14 protein-coding genes are annotated in these 16,678 nt (G+C 37.1%); 7 read left to right on the forward strand and 7 right to left on the reverse strand.

The genetic code is table 11. The annotated features are described in order from the left end of the window. Nucleotides 1-209: 209 nt before the first annotated feature. Nucleotides 210-644: an Hsp20/alpha crystallin family protein gene (locus tag BCL90_RS15295; RefSeq protein ID WP_121284871.1), complete on the reverse strand. Its 435-nt coding sequence runs from the start codon at nucleotides 642-644 to the stop codon at nucleotides 210-212. A 76-nt stretch (nucleotides 645-720) separates the two neighbouring features. Here BCL90_RS15295 and BCL90_RS15300 point away from each other — a divergent pair, with 76 nt between their 5' ends. Next, entirely contained in the window at nucleotides 721-1,206 is a 486-nt protein-coding gene (locus BCL90_RS15300) for an acyl-CoA thioesterase (RefSeq protein WP_121284872.1), read from the forward strand. A gap of 93 nt (nucleotides 1,207-1,299) precedes the next feature. On the opposite strand, the gene BCL90_RS15305 is transcribed toward BCL90_RS15300, so the two are convergent. Then, nucleotides 1,300-2,703, reverse strand: coding sequence for an FAD-binding oxidoreductase (locus tag BCL90_RS15305; RefSeq protein ID WP_121284873.1), 1,404 nt, complete (start codon nucleotides 2,701-2,703; stop codon nucleotides 1,300-1,302). Between the two features lies 1 nt (nucleotide 2,704). Further along, nucleotides 2,705-3,073: a dihydroneopterin aldolase gene (gene folB / locus BCL90_RS15310; protein ID WP_121284874.1), complete on the reverse strand. Its 369-nt coding sequence runs from the start codon at nucleotides 3,071-3,073 to the stop codon at nucleotides 2,705-2,707. 113 nt (nucleotides 3,074-3,186) lie between these two features. Here folB and BCL90_RS15315 point away from each other — a divergent pair, with 113 nt between their 5' ends. From BCL90_RS15315 to BCL90_RS15340, 6 genes are all read left to right on the forward strand, one after another. Then, a complete protein-coding gene (locus BCL90_RS15315; RefSeq protein WP_121284875.1) occupies nucleotides 3,187-4,377 on the forward strand; it encodes an acyl-CoA dehydrogenase family protein in 1,191 nt (396 codons plus the stop codon). 2 nt (nucleotides 4,378-4,379) lie between these two features. Further along, nucleotides 4,380-7,034: a DUF3857 domain-containing protein gene (locus tag BCL90_RS15320; RefSeq protein WP_121284876.1), complete on the forward strand. Its 2,655-nt coding sequence runs from the start codon at nucleotides 4,380-4,382 to the stop codon at nucleotides 7,032-7,034. Then, nucleotides 7,021-7,401 carry an SRPBCC domain-containing protein gene (locus BCL90_RS15325; RefSeq protein WP_121284877.1) on the forward strand — a complete coding sequence of 127 codons (381 nt, stop codon included), beginning with the start codon at nucleotides 7,021-7,023 and terminating at the stop codon, nucleotides 7,399-7,401. Before BCL90_RS15320 ends, BCL90_RS15325 begins: the two co-directional genes overlap by 14 nt. Nucleotides 7,402-7,406: 5 nt before the next feature. Then, on the forward strand, nucleotides 7,407-8,222 hold the full coding sequence (locus BCL90_RS15330; RefSeq protein WP_121284878.1) for a hypothetical protein: 816 nt from the start codon (nucleotides 7,407-7,409) through the stop codon (nucleotides 8,220-8,222). A 46-nt stretch (nucleotides 8,223-8,268) separates the two neighbouring features. Next, a complete protein-coding gene (locus BCL90_RS15335; protein ID WP_121284879.1) occupies nucleotides 8,269-8,484 on the forward strand; it encodes a hypothetical protein in 216 nt (71 codons plus the stop codon). 220 nt (nucleotides 8,485-8,704) lie between these two features. Then, a complete protein-coding gene (locus tag BCL90_RS15340) occupies nucleotides 8,705-8,896 on the forward strand; it encodes a pinensin family lanthipeptide (protein WP_088302624.1) in 192 nt (63 codons plus the stop codon). A 39-nt stretch (nucleotides 8,897-8,935) separates the two neighbouring features. On the opposite strand, the gene BCL90_RS15345 is transcribed toward BCL90_RS15340, so the two are convergent. The 4 genes from BCL90_RS15345 to BCL90_RS15360 are packed head-to-tail and all read right to left on the reverse strand — an operon-like array spanning nucleotide 8,936 to nucleotide 16,611. Further along, nucleotides 8,936-10,831 (reverse strand): lanthionine synthetase LanC family protein, encoded by a 1,896-nt coding sequence (locus BCL90_RS15345; RefSeq protein WP_121284880.1) that lies wholly within the window; start codon nucleotides 10,829-10,831, stop codon nucleotides 8,936-8,938. 5 nt (nucleotides 10,832-10,836) lie between these two features. Continuing rightward, entirely contained in the window at nucleotides 10,837-11,718 is an 882-nt protein-coding gene (locus BCL90_RS15350) for a thiopeptide-type bacteriocin biosynthesis protein (RefSeq protein WP_121284881.1), read from the reverse strand. After that, a complete protein-coding gene (locus tag BCL90_RS15355; RefSeq protein WP_121284882.1) occupies nucleotides 11,711-14,383 on the reverse strand; it encodes a lantibiotic dehydratase in 2,673 nt (890 codons plus the stop codon). The genes BCL90_RS15350 and BCL90_RS15355 overlap by 8 nt, the downstream gene beginning before the upstream one ends. A gap of 26 nt (nucleotides 14,384-14,409) precedes the next feature. Next, a complete protein-coding gene (locus BCL90_RS15360; RefSeq protein ID WP_166792215.1) occupies nucleotides 14,410-16,611 on the reverse strand; it encodes a peptidase domain-containing ABC transporter in 2,202 nt (733 codons plus the stop codon). Between the last annotated feature and the right edge of the window lie 67 nt (nucleotides 16,612-16,678).

Genomic DNA, 16,678 nt, shown 5'->3' on the forward strand with positions numbered 1-16,678 from the left:
GATGCTGAAATAAATTCAGCATGACGATATGAGCAAAAAAAATAAGGTTAATGCCATCCAGCATTAACCTTATAAAACCTAAACTTAAACCTATTATGAAACCTGCGTCAGTTATCCATCGCATCTGTATCAAATTCACCTGATGCAAGCTTCATAATCTTTGAAAAAACTAAACTATTATGAAAAACCCTCTTTCGAGAATATTTTTATTACGATACTATAATTTCTTTGTGCTGTAATTTAGCATCGTCTTTTTTGCTGATGTTAATTGATAAGATCCCGTCTTTATATTCAGCAGTAATATTATCACCATCAGCACTGTCTGGTAAATTAAATGATCTTGCAAATGAGCTGTAATCAAATTCTTTACGCGTAAAATCTTTAGTTACCTGGGTTTCGTCTTTTTTAACTTCTGCCCAAACAGAAAGTGTGTCTTTTTTTAAATTGATCTGGAAATCTTCTTTCTTCAAACCTGGAGCAGCCAGTTCAATTACATAAGCAGTTTCATTTTCATAAATGTTTACATTTGGTGATTTATCAACCAATTTGTTTTTACTTACTGCATCGCTAAACAATGAATCAAAAACATTGTTAAAGTAAGGAGCTGTGTTACGGGTTCTGTTGTTAAAATTTACTAGTGTCATATCGCTTATCCTTTATTTTTTTAATTTTTAAATTGATAATACACCATATTCAACTTATATACCAAACCAAAAATTTATGATTTTAAAGACATTTTGGCAAAATAAACCTAAATCAAAAGACAAATTGACAGATATCAGGGCTTTTTCAGACGAATTCAACTATAAAACCAATATCCATTTGCGCTTTATTGATTTCGATATGATGGGGCACGTAAACAATTCCATTTACTTTACCTATTTAGAAATTGCCAGATCCAAATATTGGGAAGAAATTATAAAATGGAACTGGAAGAAAACCGGAATCGTGATTGCCCATGCAGAACTGGATTACATTTTACCTATTGTTTTGAATGATAAAATCGCCATACATGTAAAAACATCGAGGATTGGTAATACCAGTTTTGACCTGGATTACCAGATTGTGAAACTAAAAGGGACTGAAGAAGTAATTTGCAGTAAAGGTAAAACCGTTTGCATTGCAGTTAATTATACTACAGGCAAACCTACAGCTATCCCGGATGAAGAAAAGCAGAAAATGCTGGCTTTTGAGCAGTTAAAATAATTGAATAGAACTCGTTATGCTGAACTTGTTTCAGCATCTTAATATACTGGTTACTATTAAGACCCTGAAACAAGTTCAGGGTGACGAATAAAATTAATCAGGCATAATCTTCCCAGGATTTAATATTCCATTCGGATCGAAAACATTTTTAATACCGCGCATTAAATTAAGGTGGATTTCTGAATACTTAATTGGCATAAATTCTTTTTGTACCAGGCCAATTCCATGTTCGCCAGACAGTGTCCCACCTAAAGTCGTGGTTAATTCGAATATTTCGGCAATACCGGATTTGAGTTTGTTCTTCCAGTCTTCATCACTCATGCCTGCTTTAATGATGTTTACATGTAGATTTCCATCACCGGCGTGACCATAACAAACACTTTCGAAACCGTATTTTGTGCCAATTTCTTTTATTCCATTAATGAGTTGAGGTAAAGCTGCCCGCGGCACAACAGTATCTTCCTCTTTGTATACAGAATTGGATTTTACCGATTCGGCCATGGTTCTTCTCATCCGCCACAATTCTTCCTTTTGAGCTGCAGTATCTGCAAATAATACTTCTGTACAGTTGTGTTCTTCTAAAACCACATTTGTTTTCTCGCAGTTTTTGAAAATATCATCTAAATCATCACCATCAAACTCAATCATTAATAGAGCGGCCACGCCATCTTTTAAATCAAATTTGATGTCGTCGAATTTGATTACCCACTCCACTCCTTTCCGTTCCATAAATTCCAGGGCCGATGGCGTAACGCCAGCTCTAAAAATTGCCGAAACCGCCGCACAGGCATCTTCATTTGTGCTGAAAGCGCCCATCATTAAAACCGACTGGGTAGGCTTTGGCAATAACTTGGTCACAATTTTTGTTACCACTCCCAAAGTACCTTCCGAACCGATCATTAACTGTGTTAAATTATAGCCTGATGCATACTTCAAAGTATTTGCGCCTGTCCAGATGATATCGCCATTAGGCAAAACCACTTCAAGATTTAAGATATACTCGCGTATGGTGCCATATTTTACTACCCTTGGTCCACCTGAACCATGAGCCACATTACCACCAATAAAACAAGAGCCTTTACTGCTTGGATCAACCGGATACAAAAGACCTTTCCCGGCTACTGCATTAATAAACTCTTCAGTAATCACACCTGGTTCAACAGTTGCCTGTAAGTTTTCGGTATCAATATCGATGATAGATTTAAATTTTTCCATTGATAGGGAAACACCACCATAAATCGGCAGAGCAGCTCCACTTAAACCCGTACCACCACCGCGGGGCGTAACCGGAACATGGTGGGCATTACAGATTTTCAATACAGCAGAAACTTCTTCAGGCGAAGTTGGCTTTACCACCAACTCTGGTTGGTAACGCAAATCCTCCGTTTCGTCATGACTATAATTTTCTAAACTTTCCGCATCAGTAAAAACTTTATCTGCTCCAATGGCAGCTTTAATTTCTGCTAAAATTTCAGCATTTATCTTCGTAAAATTCATTTTAATTGGCTGATTTGTAAGTAAGCTTAACAAAGGAATGCCCGATCTGGCCAGGCATTGGTGGGTTTAATTTCTTCATACTCACCTGTACAGTTTCAACAAAGGGATACAATTCAATCACTTTCGAAATGATATTCTTCAAAACGCTTTCTAAAAGCTTTTGTGTATGTTTCATTTCTTCAAGGATGATGTGATTCAAATCCTCGTAATTAACGGTTTGTACCAGTTCGTCATCAAAACCCTGTGGTGTAAATTCTGTTTCTAAATCTACAACAAAATGATTTCCAATCAGTTGCTCTTCCGGATAATAACCATGCAGGGCGAAACATTTTACATCTTTTAAAGCTACTGTTTGTTTGAAATGGTTCATGTATGTTCTATAAGTTGCAAAATTAAATTTTTATTCATGAATATAATGCCCCTTGCCGTAAATTGTTACCTTTGAAATGAACGCGGTTTCTTAACCAGATAATACAAAATTACATGAGCAAATCAGTAAAAAAAGACCTGTACGAGGCGCCAGACTATTATTTATTAGATGAATTATTAACCGATGAGCACAAATTAATCCGTGCTACGGCCAGAGATTGGGTAAAAAAAGAAGTGAGCCCAATTATTGAAGATTACGCACAAAAAGCAGAATTTCCGAAACATTTAATAAAAGGCCTGGCCGATATTGGTGCTTTTGGTCCTACCATTCCGGTTGAGTATGGCGGTGCCGGATTAGACTATACGGCTTATGGAATTTTGATGCAGGAAATAGAACGTGGCGATTCAGGTATTCGCTCTACGGCATCTGTTCAGGGTTCATTGGTGATGTACCCAATTTATGCCTATGGAACCGAAGAACAGCGTAAAAAATATCTTCCTAAATTAGCCAGCGGCGAAATGATGGGTTGTTTCGGTTTAACAGAACCTGATCATGGCTCCAATCCGGGGGGCATGGTAACCAACATTAAAGATGCCGGGAGCCATTATATTCTAAATGGAGCAAAGATGTGGATCAGCAATGCACCCTTTGCTGATATTGCTGTGGTTTGGGCAAAAGATGAAGCTGGAAAAATCAGGGGCTTGATTGTAGAGCGAGGAATGGAGGGATTTTCTACACCCGAAACGCACAACAAATGGAGCTTACGTGCATCGGCAACTGGTGAATTGGTTTTTGACAATGTTAAAGTTCCAAAAGAAAATATTTTTCCCGAAATCAGCGGATTAAAAGGACCATTGGGTTGCTTAAATCAGGCGCGTTATGGGATTGCATGGGGCGCTTTAGGCGCAGCAATGGACTGTTACGATACCGCTTTGCGTTACTCAAAAGAGCGTGTTCAGTTCGGAAAACCAATTGGCGGTTTTCAGCTTCAACAAAAGAAACTGGCCGAAATGGTGACTGAAATTACTAAAGGTCAGTTATTGGTTTGGCGTCTTGGCGTATTGAAAAGTGAAAACAGGGCGTCGGCTGAACAAATATCAATGGCCAAAAGAAATAGTGTAGAAATTGCACTGGATATTGCGCGTAATGCCCGCCAAATGCTTGGCGGAATGGGTATAACGGGGGAATACTCGATTATGCGACACATGATGAACTTAGAATCGGTGGTTACCTACGAAGGGACACATGATATACATTTACTGATTACGGGAATGGATGTGACCGGATTAAACGCTTTTAAATAGATATGATAAAAAAAATTACGCTCTCAGTTTGTATTATTTTAGCGATGGCCAATTTGGCTTTTGCGCAAAAAGGAAAGGTTGCTATAAATGCGAAATTACCTGATTGGCTACAAACAGTAAAGGTGGTAAACAGTAAACCAGCTTACAAAAATATTCAGGATGGATATTATCTTTTTCTTTTTGAAAAACAGAACAATTTAGAAACAAAAGAACAGTATTCGCACATTATAAGAGAAATCAGTAATGGTACCGGTGTTCAAAATGGCTCTGAGATATCTGTTTCTTATGATCCAAGTTACGAAAAGCTCGTATTTCATAAATTGACAATCTGGCGCGACAATAAGCCAATGGATAAACTCATTTTACAGAATTTCAAAATCCTGCAAAATGAAAAAGAATTATCACGGTTTATATACAGTGGCTTATATACAGCTTACTTAATATTGGATGACATTAGAAAGGGTGATCGGATTGAATATGCGTACACGATCCAGGGAAGTAATCCCGTGTTTCCTAAGTACTCAAACACCATTTATTTCGAAGGTAGCAGTCAGATTGTTAACGTTTATAACAACATCATTTTTAAACCAGGCAGAAATATCCGAACTAAGAATTTTAATAGTGTACCTCCTTTAAAAAGATCTGTTGTAAAAGGCTTAAATGTTTTTGAGTGGCAAAATTCAATGTCAAAAACCTACCCATCAAATGATTTTGAGCCTTCCGATTTTGATCCATTTGCAAGGGTTCAAATATCAGAATATAACAATTGGCAAGAAATTGTAGACTGGGGACTGAGTTTACAACAATTTAACGCTAAAAAATCTCCCATTATAAACGAAAAAGTAGCAGAATTAAAACTTAAAGCTAAGGGAAATAAAGAAAAGTATCTTGAACTGGCAACAAGATTTGTGCAGGATGAAATAAGGTACATGGGCATTGAGATCGGTGAGTATTCGCACCGCCCAAATAGTCCGGAAAAGATATTAAAGCAACGATACGGAGATTGCAAAGATAAATCAACTTTGTTATGTAATTTATTAAAAGCTAATGGTATTAACGCATATCCGGTATTTCTTAATACTTATCTTAAGAAAGAAACAGCATCATTGTTACCTAGCCCCAGCGTGTTTAATCATGAGACAGTAGTTGCAGAATTTGACGATAGAAAAATTTACATCGATCCAACTGTTGCCAATCAGCGTGGACCTATTTTTAATAATTACTTTCCATACACCGCAAAAGTTCTGGTGATAAAGGATGGCAATAAAGAATTAACTGAAACTGCTCAACAGAACCTTGGTAAGCTAAAATCATTAGTAGTTTTTAATGTTGGCGATACCTCTGGAACAAGTAAATCTACGCTTCGCATTACCAGTGATTATTCGAACAATTATGCTGATAATTTTAGAGACAATTTAAACAATGAGGGAGCAGATAATATTGAAAAATCTTATGTAAAGTATTATTCAAATCTTTATCCTGGATTAACCATAAAAGATCCGATTGAGATCAAAGATAATGAAGCTGAAAATATAATATCTGTAACTGAAACGTATGAAATAGATAGTTTATGGACACGTAGCGAAACTGACCAATCAAAACGCTTGGCTTACTTTTATGGCGATCTGATTAATGAACAGATTGTATCGATCAAGAAATTTAGAAATGCTCCGCTCTCGTTAAAATTTCCATGTACCATTGAACAGGAAGTAAGGATTATCCTGCCTGAAATTTGGAATTTCGAGAATGAAAATATAAATATCGACAATGAGAATTACAGGTTTTTATACAGTGCCAACGCGAAATTCAATACTTTAACACTAACGTATTATTATCAAAATTTCACTCCTGTTTTACAAACTAATAGCATAAACGATTATATAAAGGATAGTAAAGAAATACTTAATACACTATCTTATGGCATTTATTGGGGTGGAACAGGCCCCATTGAAAATGACGGACTAAATCTCAAATTACTTGGAATCGGATTTGTGGCACTTTTACTCTCCACATTTATTGCCATTTATCTTTACACCAGAAAAACAGAAGTTAATCTGGATTCTATTAAAAATGCATGGAGATTAGGGGGCTGGTTAGCTATACCAGGCATCGGCATTACACTAAATCCACTGATTATACTGGTTGCGGCATTAAAGCAAGACATTTATACGGATAAGATATGGCAAGGCATCCAATTAAATGCACATTCACTTTTACTTAATTTGTCGGTAATATTTACAGTTGTATTTAATGTGATGTTATTTGTTTTTAGCATTTTTATATTAGTATCGTTTTATAAGCGAAGGGATTTTTTTCCAAAATATTACATTACCTTCCTTATTTTTTCATTCTTAATTACTTTATTAGATACTATAGCGAGTATCTATATCAATAAGCTGGTAAATAACGAAATTTTGGGAGCTTCAGAATTTTATTCTGTATTCAGAATTGGTATTTTTGCTGCTATTTGGATCACATATTTCTTAAAATCGGAACGTGTTAAACAAACCTTTGTATTTTCTTATCCCGATGCGGACTGGAGAAAGGCAGTAATCCAGGATTTAAATGAAAATTTCAGAATTAATAATCTGGAACAAGAAGAAAATATTATTAAAAATCAAGAAACAATAGATATAGAAGAAAATGAAAGACTTTAAAAAATACACCTACATACCTGCACCACCTGAAGAAGTTTATTTAGCCCTTACCAAAGAAACCAGCATAAAATTATGGACAGGTGCTGAAGTGGAATTTGAAGAAGTACCCGGAACGGAATTCTCTTTCTGGGATGGAGATATTACGGGCAAAAACATCGAATTTACTTACGGCAAACAAATTGTGCAGCAATGGTACTTTGGAGAAGAAAACGAACCTTCTATTGTTACCATCAAACTCCACGAAGATAAAAAAGGAACTTCACTGGAGTTTAAACAAACCAATATCCCTGATGAAGATTATGAAGATTTTACCTCAGGCATTCAGGAATATTTCCTGGGTGGCTTGGTTGATTTTTTTGACGAATAAATAAAATGAAAACTAAAATTAATGCTCTCCTTTTTTCTCTGCTTTTAATCATTTTATCAAGTTCTTGCAGAACATACCTTAGCCCTGCTTTACCTGGAAATAATATGGGCTATCTGCCTCGTCCGATGGAAGCCGACAGTGTTAAATCTTTAATACATGCATCAGCAAGTTTTGCCGGGGCATCTTCTCCGGGAAATGGTAGTATTTCATTTGAATTGGGTATGCTGAATATCAATCGTGCCCATACTTTTAAAGGATTTCATATTGCTTATGGCGTATTTGGTTATATGGGCAGTGCAGAAAATACTTATCCAGATAATGTTAATGATACTAATTCAGATTACCCTTCTGCTTTTAACAAAACCATGTATGGCTTTGGCCTGAGAACTTCTATAGGCTTGAATAGCATGTCTGCTAATGGAAATACAGATTTCAGATTTATCAATTGGGAAAACTCTTTAAGCGCCGAAAGTGGAGCGTACGCTGATTTCAGGGAAGAAATTTATAGTGGTAAAGTTTACAATTATGCAGGTGTTTCAAATAGGAAAAGATTTTGGACCACAGGTTTATCGACAGAAGTGATCTTTAGAGGAAGAAGTAATCACGATATTAGACATGCTTTCAGGCTTTTCATCGGTGGAACACCAGGACTAGCTAACAGTTTTAGATACGGTGATCTCGCAGATCTTGATAAAATAATTAAAGGCTCTGAAGCTTGGAACCTTAGCTACTTCTTAAATGTAAAAAAAATTACGCTTTCACTTGAAATAGCCGAAAATATAAATCTGGCAAGCAAGATTTCATTGGGTTATAAATTCTAATAAAAACTTATCGAAGCGATTACTGTTCTGATAGAAATAAAATATTATGAACAGAACATTAGGAATTATATTAATCGTTGTAGGCATTGCTATGCTGATCTGGACAGGTTTTACCTATACCAAAAAAGAAAAGCTGGTTGATGCCGGCCCCATTCAAATTTCTGCCGATAAAGAAAAGTCCGTGAATTGGCCTCCTTACGCAGGTGGTATTATTTTAGTGGCGGGTGTAATTGTATTCATCGCATCTGGAAAGCGAAAATAACTCAGCTGTCTTTTTATCTCTTCATTTCTTCCTGTCTCCTATTAAGCAAATGCCTTAAGTTTTTAATAAATCTGGCCTAAATTTAATTGCAACAATGTAGCGATAAATATATTATTTATTTTGCAACATAGTTGCGATTGATTATCTTAGTACTGTTGCAACCGGGGATAAGCCGAAACCCCGTAACCACCAGTAGGCATCATATTTAATCACTTATTTTATGAAAAATCAATCAGAAAAAATCACATTGAGCTTAGAAGACCTTCAGTTAGAAAGTTTTGTAACCAGTATTGACAGTGAAGTTGCGATGCGTTTATCGGGTGGTTTAGGTAATGTATCAGAACCTACACACACTGAACAAACAGATGACCATCATACCCCACCGGTAAGATGTACCACGGTAATCTGCTAGTTACTTAATTCAATTTCAGGGCGCCATTTGGCGCCTTGTTTATTCCTCTACACATAAAAAACCACTCATTAACAACAGGCGGATTTGTAATACAATTTTTTGACTGATTTGTTCCTTTTCCGTAGCTGGTTTAAAATATTCGTGGGTAATTTCATCAATTAATTGGGATGTTTTCATTTTCCTATTAACCAAAGATTCAACGATGATGGCTGAAAAGGTTCCGATTTTAATTTCTTCCACACCACTTTCATGGCTATATAAAAGAAGCTTACTACCGTTTTCATCTTCTCCGAAATATTTTACATGATCACTCAGTTTTAAATTCAGTACCATGAAATCGGAATCTGATTTTTGATTGGCACTTTCTGCCTTTTTTCTAAGGTAAATGTTTTGTTGCTGATAACTAAAATAACCTTTATGAAGTTTCCATAGCTTCAATAGCTCTGATTCCAACCGGAATGATTGTCCGATTGATTCATGCGCTCCCGCTATCTGGCTGATTCTGACAGATAACACATCACTAAATTCATCAATATTCTTCACTTCATATAGTGCGCTAATGCTGATACCTAACAGATCAAGTTTTCCAATAGTTCTTTTGAAGTATGACGAAAAAATCTTCTGTTTAATATCAACCGTTGAGAACCTTCCTTCCAGATTAATTATTTTCGCAGGTTTGGGTAAAGCTGGTTTTGCCACTGAATCAGATTGATCTCCAGCTATCAGCTGTAAAAGCACATAACCTACACCGGCTTTTCCTGAGAAAAGACCATAATCATCTGCTCCAGATGATAGGTATTCGCTGTAGCTATTTGTTTTTCGATATTGTTTAATGGCTCCTTCAATCGCATCACAAATATAATCAGCTATTCCCTCTCTGTCTTTATTGCACATCAAAAACGGAATCATTCCGCTGTAGCCGCTTACCAAAGTGAAATCTGGCCGGGGTTTGTTTTGAAGATCTGATAAACATTTTTCAAGTGTGCGGTTACAATGCTCTGAATAGATTTCTTTTTCAGTGAGCGCAAATGCAAGACTCCTTGATAAACCCACTCCTGCCGCACCATGTGCCCAGGCATTCGCCCCTGCCATATCTGAAATAAAAGTTTCTAGTTGCCAGAGATGTGCGCCTGGTTTTGAAAGTTCATAATTGCCTATCCGCAAATCAAGCCAGTTATTTGCGGGGGCATGATAATATTGCATTTCATAAGCCAACGCTTCTTCCGCCAGATACAACAAACCTGGTGCATCAAAATACATACTCAATTGCATGAGACAATATGCAATACCTGATGCCCCATGAGAAAACCCGGTCATGCTATCGTATGCTTTTTTCGATTGATGATAATCCCATTTCAAACCCATCTCTGATACCCGTGCTTCCTGAATCAAACGGTCTAAGAGCAAATGAATCAATCGTAAAACTTCTTCATGCTGGCTGTGGTGATAAAGTAAAGTGAATACCAGCAAATTACCTGTATAACCACTTAATAAATCAGTTTTCAGTAATTCCGTGCTAAGCTGAATTTGGTTGGATAATGTTAATAGCATTGCATTATCCAGATATTTCTGGATTCCGGTTGCTTCGTAAATCTTTAAATTTGTATAAATCACTCCACCAAGTCCGGTGTAGAATGCAAAGAATTTGGGTTTGAGGATGGCTTCAGATTTCATCATTCTGTTCATCATTTTATCAATTAAACTGATGTGCGCTTTGCTTTGGTCAAAACGATAAAGTTCAAGAAAGAATAAAGCAATGCCGCAATTGCCATTAAAAATGTCATAGCTTTCCTGAAAGGCATATTCATCCGGATTGATGTAATAAGGGGTTGGCCACCAGGCCTCGTCTGCGTTTTCCTTTTTATTCAAGAGCAAATCATTCTTTATTTCATAAAGATGATTGTTAAAAACTTCAATCTGAGCAGCTGTAAACATAGATTTTAATTGGAATGATACATTTGAAAAAGATATTCGATGCAGGTTTTGATCACATACATCAGGTAAGCTTCTTCCTGATTGGCAATGCCAAGGCGATTATTGGTCATGTGCATTAGGCTTGAAATGATTTCCTGGAATTTAAATTCATCAAATTCTGCTGTTTGATACTGATCCATAACTTTCTGACTGCACATCATATATTTTGCTAAATCATCATTAAGACTTTCTGCGGCAAGTTCTTCCCAGAAAGAGGCAGCTGCCAGGCAAACTATTTCTTTTTTGGATGAAAATGCCTGTTCAAATTGATTGAGCCAAAATGACTTTTCATGTTTCATCGGCAAACCTGGGCGATAAAGTTTAGGTAACCATCCGTTTATAAAAAAATCACATAACCTGATGATTTTTTCGGGCTTTAATCCGGCACAGAATAATAGAACAAGATGAAGCTTTACCGCCTGTAGAGTAATCTGACTGTTATTTCGCCTAATCAGTAACCAGTTTAAAACATAGGTAGATGAAGCGGCAAAATGCTGTTCTGCCCAGGTGATACTTTCCACGTTCCCATAACGGCTAATCTCCTGATCGTACTTAATGGACAGGACTTTTTCCACCCAGAAAGAAGTACTTTGAAATTGACAAAGATCATTACTTAATGAACTGGTAATCTGTTCATGGTAAAACGAATTGGCATGAAGTCTCAACCGAATATGACTCCCTCCTTCCCAATAGCGGATAAAGAACCAGGGCGAATCAGCAAAAAAACAAAATTTCCATTTACTGATGAAGGGCGCAATGGCCTGTATCAAAAGCTCATCAGCATTTCCGGTATAGTAAATATGCAGACTGAACCAGGTATAACTTATTGGTTTGATTGTGCTATCCATTATACCACTGCATTAAATATTCTTTAACTCCACCTTCCACAGGTTCCGGAAGTACCTCTTCTATGGTGATGTTATTTCCTGCTCTTGCCAAAAGTCGTTTAAACATAGACACAAACAGCGGCTTATCTAAAGCTAAATATTGTGGTTTATAATCATCATGCAAACCTTCTTTTTTGTTGATTTCGCCATTTACAGCTTTGTTTTGATAAGCACGTTTCCTTAGAAACAAAAAGAATTTTATTGGTATTTTCTGCAATTCGAACCAGTTATGTAAGCGAATAAAATATTCAAAATCAGCCTCCATTGTTTGCTGAACAGGGATTACGGCAATTTTTATTCTCCATGTTTTTCTCCTGATGATTATTGTTTCTTCAAATGTGATTCTCGGAAGCAGGTAAATGTCAGGCGCTGAATTTGCAAATCTGCCTAGCTCATACTGATCGATCAGCTGGATAAAAGGCTGTAATGAAATCCTTGCATCAGGATTAAAGTGCGCCAATAACTGGTATAAGTTAGAACGGTTATAAAAAGATTCCAAACTCAAATCATAGCTGTAGAGTTCATGATCATTTAGCCATAGTTTAAGGGTGTTCGTATTTGAATCAAGGCAAACCCTTAAATCACCAACATTAATTTGCTGATCTGCAGGATAGATATTATTTCCAGAGGGAAGCGTAAGCTCGTGACTTAGCAAAGGAGGGTGAATGTTTGCGTTAAAAGTTGAGGCATCATTTAGTTCGGCTTTAATTACTTCTGGATTTAATGACTCATTCTGAGCGATAAAATCTTCCTGTATTTTTGAATCAAACAAAGACAGAAATCTTCCGCTTACCTTTCCCATCCCGGGCAAAAGCGAATTGATTACCCCGTAAAGCTTGGCTCGTTCCTCGCAGGCATAAAATTGTACAAAAGCGCCTGCCGATAAAATTTCTCCAAGATCAGGTTGAACAGGTAAATCTGCGAAAAAATCAGCGGTCAGGTTTAATGAATCATCTAAAGTAGTTTGTTGCGCCAGTTTGGTAAGAACAGCTGTCTTCCAGGGCATTGGATCTGATAATGCCTGGTCATTCTGGCTTACCTGCTCCTTTTCGGGCTTTTTAACATAAAAATAGTAATCCCGGTAAAACTCGGTTATTTTTATCTTTTCATGTTCAGGATAGTGTTTAATATAAAAATCGCGCATCTTGATCCGCTCTTTTCGCATCACATCCAGCGGCAGCAGAAATTTGGCAAGCGCATTCGTTTTAGAAGCAAACTCAGCTATCCCCTTTTCAGGCAATGCTTCAGTTTCACTTGTAAAACAATCTTCAAAAAAAATATTGCGTGCCGAAAAATAGTAAGGAATAAAGTTGTTCGTTAAAAAGGCCTCTTGATTTTTGGATTCTTTTTCTCCGATGATTTTTTTCTCCTCAGCACTCGTATAGTAAGGTAAGTTTGCTTCTTTTTGTAATTGAAGAAAAGTGCTGTTCACTGCACTTTCTGCCTGCTGTAAAATAACATAGCGTTCACTAGTTGCTGCTGCTGCATAGCTTTCACGGTGAATTTGCAATGATTCGAAAAGGCTGATTAAAGGCTTTACTAAGTGTTTTTTCTCTGGTACAGATTTAAAAAACGCCATTAGTTTTACGTCCCAGTTTTCATCCATCCCGGAAAAGCCAAAGCCCGGCTCGAACAGGCCGGTGTTGATCAATTTTATGATATAAGCTTTAATGCTTTCGTGGCTGGCATTTTCTACGTGATCTGACAGATATTTTATTAATTCTGCTAAAGTAACTGATTGGTGGTTTTGATGAAAATAATTGACAATCAACAGTTGCAGCCGATTTGCAGGCAATTGCTGAAAGGATTCAATGTTGTTGAAATTAGTCAGGAATTGTATTTTATCACCTTTGATTTCTGCTGTGATATTAATTTTCAGCGATAAATATTCATTCAATACCGGATGTTGCCTCAGTATGGATCGTAAGTATTCGAAGAGAATATTGTTCAGTTTCAGCTTACTCAGAACTTTAGGATTTTTATTTGGATGGTTTACCGGATGAGTACTGGTGGTCATCACGCCAGTAAAAGTAAAGCTGCTAAATGGCGAAGTTTTGAAAGCCATCCGGCTGAGATACCGCAATAAACTAAATTCCATTCGGAGCTCTTTTTGCTTAAAATTTTCCGGGTCTTTTGTTACAAAACTTTTCAATTGGGTGTAAAGCACTGGGCTGGATAACATTAAGCCATTTTGCAGCGCAGGGTTTAATGCCATTTGCTGAACAATTTTTTGATGTAATGTTGATTCGTGGTTAAATAGCTTCTTGTTTACCTCAAAAAAATTGTTGATCAGGGATTCATTTAACAGATAAGCTTCAAAAGATTCAGATAATGATATGGAATTCAAGTCTTTTATAAGCGTCGATTGTTCTGCATCTACGTGTTTGTTATTAAATATTTTCCTTTTAAGATTGATTAACTGTTGCCTCAATTGATCGTTGGTTTGTTCACTGATGATCGGAAATAAGCTATCACATATAGTATTTTTTAATTCTTCCCTTCTTTTGAGGTAGCCATGGTGCGTTTCTATCAGCTTTTCGCCTTGATGCCATGTAAGCTGATTGAATACATCGTGGTTAAGATTCGCATATCGAACTAAGGAATAAGGGAAAATTCTGACTGACATAAGATGGTTTATAGGTTAATGGAAGATCATTGGCCGAGTTCAAGTTGATTTTTGATCAGGTGGTAATAGTGTCCTTTGATTTGAAGCAACTGCTGATGCGTACCAACTTCTTTAATTTCACCTTGCTGAAGCACTACAATTTGGTCTGCATTTTTTACCGTGCTGAGTCTATGGGCAACGATCAGTACCGTTTTGCCCTGAAAAAAAGTATTGAGATTATTTACGATGGAAAGTTCATTCTGTGCATCTAATGAATTAGTGGCTTCGTCAAGAAAAACGTAATCCGGATTACGGTAAATCATCCTGGCGATTAACAGGCGCTGTTTCTGGCCTTCACTTAAGCCAAATCCATCTCTACCGACTACGGTTTCATAGCCGAAGGGCATTTTCAGGAAAAAAGCATGCATATTGGCCATTGTAGCTGCCTCATGAAGACGATTAAAATCTTTAACCTCCGCGCCTGCAAAAATATTATTGGCAATGGTATCCATGAAAACATATCCATCCTGCATCACTACACCGCAATGTTTTCTCCATGATCTGGCATTAATGGCTTCAATTTTTTGCGTACCAATTTCAATACTGCCTGCCGATGAAGCATAAAATTTGAGTAAAAGCTTAATTAATGTTGTCTTCCCGCTACCGCTGGTACCCACAATAGCTGTTACTTTTCCGGCTGGAATTTTCAAACTGACATTTTTTAATACCTGGGCACTGTGTTTGCCCCCATATTGAAAAGATACCTGATTCAGCTCAATATCCACTGGTCCATCCCCATTCACTTCATCATCAACGCCAAAATCTTCTTCAGTTTCTTGTTGCACTTCATCTATACGCAATAAACTGAATGCTGCATTTTGCGAAACCCTTGAAAATTCCACTAACTGGTTTACCGGAGCATTTAACTGCCCACAGATATAAGTAATGGCCAGCATACCACCCAATGTTACCTGATCATGGATCACCAGCATGGATGCAGCATAAGTGATCAGCACGTTCTTTACCTCGTTAATAAAAGCACCAACACCCTGCATCCGCTGATCAAGTTGTAATGCTTCAAGTTTGAGATCGAATGATTGATCTTGTAATCCTTCCCAAAGCTGTTTTTTTTCTTCTTCACTCCCTGTTAATTTGATTTCCTGCATGGCATAGAAAATTTCCAGGAGCAATTGCTGGTTGGCAGAAAGTACCTTGAACTTCTTCTGATCAATCATTTTTCGCTTTTGTTGAAAAGAGTTAGACCAGATCACGCTGATGCCAGCGCCGACAATAAACAGCAGAAAAATCTGCCAGTTGTAATGAAGCAAAATGCCGCCAAGTACAATTAAGGTAATTGCCGATAAAATAAAATTGATGAGTGAGTTGGTCAGGAATTCCTCTATGCGTTGATTATCGTTCACGCGCTGCATATTGTCTCCCGCCTGCCGGTTGTCAAAAAATGAAAAGGGCAATTTCATCAGTTTTGCCAGAAAATCTTTCAGCATGGTGATGCTCGTTCGGGCACCAATTCTAAATAACAACCTCCCCCGAACAAAATCCATCAGCATCCGGCCAGAAAAAAGCATCAGCTGTCCCAAACAAATCAGCAATAACAAATTGGTATTTTTTCCTTGAATTCCCTTGTCTACGATCATTTGGGTTAGCAAAGGAATCACGAGTGAGAAACCACTGGCCAGTGCCAAACTCACCGCTATCGGGAACCAGCCTTTTCGGTGTAATTTTAGGTAAGGAACCAGATTCCACAATGAAGTTTTATGTTCCGGCTTGCTATCCATTTCATGAAATGAACGGGTTGTTTCTAATAACAATACCCGGCCAATCTGTGCATTATCATTAATATTCCAGCCCGATAAAAATGCAGCTGTATCTAATTTTATTTTACCGTTAAGTGCCGGATCTGCAAGATAGACTGATTCATCATTTACTTCATAAACCACCACATAATGCTCTTTTTGCCAGTGAACTATGCAAGGCATGGGTAATCTGTGTAGTTTATTATATTCCAATTCTGCAGCCATGGTTTTGAAGCCAATGTTTTCTGCGGCATCAATTAAATCAAGCATTGTAGTGCCTTGCTTCCCGATTTTGCAAAGCTTTCTTAAATGCTGCATGGAAAAATTCTTACCGTGATAACCAGCAACCATTTTAAGGCAAACCGGACCACAATCCATGGCATCTGGCTGCTTATAAAACGGGTACTTTCTCCTGCGGATAAAATCTTTAACCATAATAAATTTTAAAAACCGTAAATGCAATGTAGTTGCAAATATGTAAAATATAATGCAACTTTGATGC

Source organism: Pedobacter alluvionis (assembly GCF_003664035.1).
Lineage (GTDB): Bacteria > Bacteroidota > Bacteroidia > Sphingobacteriales > Sphingobacteriaceae > Pedobacter > Pedobacter alluvionis.

What these genes read in the sequence shown, in the direction of transcription:
- BCL90_RS15325 (WP_121284877.1), top strand. Translation starts at nt 7,021, where the DNA reads ATGAAAGACTTTAAAAAATACACCTACATACCTGCACCACCTGAAGAA.
- BCL90_RS15360 (WP_166792215.1), bottom strand. Translation starts at nt 16,611, where the DNA reads ATGGTTAAAGATTTTATCCGCAGGAGAAAGTACCCGTTTTATAAGCAG.
- BCL90_RS15330 (WP_121284878.1), top strand. Translation starts at nt 7,407, where the DNA reads ATGAAAACTAAAATTAATGCTCTCCTTTTTTCTCTGCTTTTAATCATT.
- BCL90_RS15340 (WP_088302624.1), top strand. Translation starts at nt 8,705, where the DNA reads ATGAAAAATCAATCAGAAAAAATCACATTGAGCTTAGAAGACCTTCAG.
- folB (WP_121284874.1), bottom strand. Translation starts at nt 3,073, where the DNA reads ATGAACCATTTCAAACAAACAGTAGCTTTAAAAGATGTAAAATGTTTC.
- BCL90_RS15355 (WP_121284882.1), bottom strand. Translation starts at nt 14,383, where the DNA reads ATGTCAGTCAGAATTTTCCCTTATTCCTTAGTTCGATATGCGAATCTT.
- BCL90_RS15295 (WP_121284871.1), bottom strand. Translation starts at nt 644, where the DNA reads ATGACACTAGTAAATTTTAACAACAGAACCCGTAACACAGCTCCTTAC.
- BCL90_RS15320 (WP_121284876.1), top strand. Translation starts at nt 4,380, where the DNA reads ATGATAAAAAAAATTACGCTCTCAGTTTGTATTATTTTAGCGATGGCC.
- BCL90_RS15345 (WP_121284880.1), bottom strand. Translation starts at nt 10,831, where the DNA reads ATGTTTACAGCTGCTCAGATTGAAGTTTTTAACAATCATCTTTATGAA.
- BCL90_RS15300 (WP_121284872.1), top strand. Translation starts at nt 721, where the DNA reads ATGATTTTAAAGACATTTTGGCAAAATAAACCTAAATCAAAAGACAAA.
- BCL90_RS15305 (WP_121284873.1), bottom strand. Translation starts at nt 2,703, where the DNA reads ATGAATTTTACGAAGATAAATGCTGAAATTTTAGCAGAAATTAAAGCT.
- BCL90_RS15335 (WP_121284879.1), top strand. Translation starts at nt 8,269, where the DNA reads ATGAACAGAACATTAGGAATTATATTAATCGTTGTAGGCATTGCTATG.
- BCL90_RS15350 (WP_121284881.1), bottom strand. Translation starts at nt 11,718, where the DNA reads ATGGATAGCACAATCAAACCAATAAGTTATACCTGGTTCAGTCTGCAT.
- BCL90_RS15315 (WP_121284875.1), top strand. Translation starts at nt 3,187, where the DNA reads ATGAGCAAATCAGTAAAAAAAGACCTGTACGAGGCGCCAGACTATTAT.